This window comes from Pseudomonas parafulva NBRC 16636 = DSM 17004, from assembly GCF_000730645.1.
Classification (GTDB): domain Bacteria; phylum Pseudomonadota; class Gammaproteobacteria; order Pseudomonadales; family Pseudomonadaceae; genus Aquipseudomonas; species Aquipseudomonas parafulva.
The window spans coordinates 1-911 of sequence record NZ_BBIU01000055.1 but is presented as its reverse complement, the minus strand read 5'-3'; the positions used below and the strand labels follow the sequence as shown (position 1 = coordinate 911).

The following is a 911-nucleotide window of genomic DNA, read 5'->3' as shown; positions in this document are numbered from 1 at the left end:
GCGGCCATCGATGTCTACAGCGGACTTGATGCCCAGCGTAATGTCGCCGGAGTCTTTGTAAACGTCATCGCCCTGCGCAGCGTGCTCGTACGACACGCTGGTCTGGCCAGCCTTGATGGTGACCTGAGCGTTGTTGCTCAGGGTCACGACCAGGTCATGAGCCAGTGCAGTGTTCACATGGACGGTGAAGGTTGGTTTGATGTTTTCCGCGACCGAAGTCTGGTCAGCGGTAATGGTCACCTGCACCAGATCGCCCTGGTTACCGGTGCCCGGAGTGCCCGAGCCTGGTTCGTCAGTGACGGTAGTGCTGACCGGCGTCTTGTCGAGCGTCAGTTGTTCAAACTTCCAGACATCCGCACCGCTTACCGATTCGATGGCGTTCTGCACTGGCGGGTTAGCGCCGACATACACGTTATCCGGCGCTGTCGCGGTTGCCGAACCCACGGTGCTGTTTGCCGGAACCACGACTGTAGTGCCGTCTTTAAGATGGAAATACAGTTCGGCGTGGCTGTTGATCGGCAAGCCATCTTTGTTGGTGAGGGTTACGGTGTAGGTGATCTGTCCGCCTTCGCTGACCGAGTCGCTGGCGGTGAGTTTCGCTACCACTTCGTCGATGGTGTCAGTGACTTTTACCGACGCATCGCCACCGAGCTGCAAGTTCTCGAAGGTACGGCCGTCGATATCCACAGCCGACTTGATACCCAGGCTGATGTCGCCCGAGTCTTTATAAACGTCGTCGCCTTGTGCGTCATGGGTGTACTGAACACTGGTGTCGCCAGCCTTGATGGTGACCTGGACGTTGTTGCTCAGGGTCACAACCAAGTCATGTGCCAACGCAGTGTTCACGTGGACGGTGAAGGTCGGCTTGACGTTCTCGGCAACCGAAGTTTGATCAGCCGAGATGGTGACCT

At 57.4% G+C, this 911-nt stretch carries 1 protein-coding gene; it reads right to left on the bottom strand.

What is annotated here, in order from left to right:
- Positions 1-911, bottom strand: a 911-nt coding sequence (locus tag PPA02S_RS23135; protein WP_042141874.1) for an immunoglobulin-like domain-containing protein, incomplete at both ends; no start/stop codon positions are given.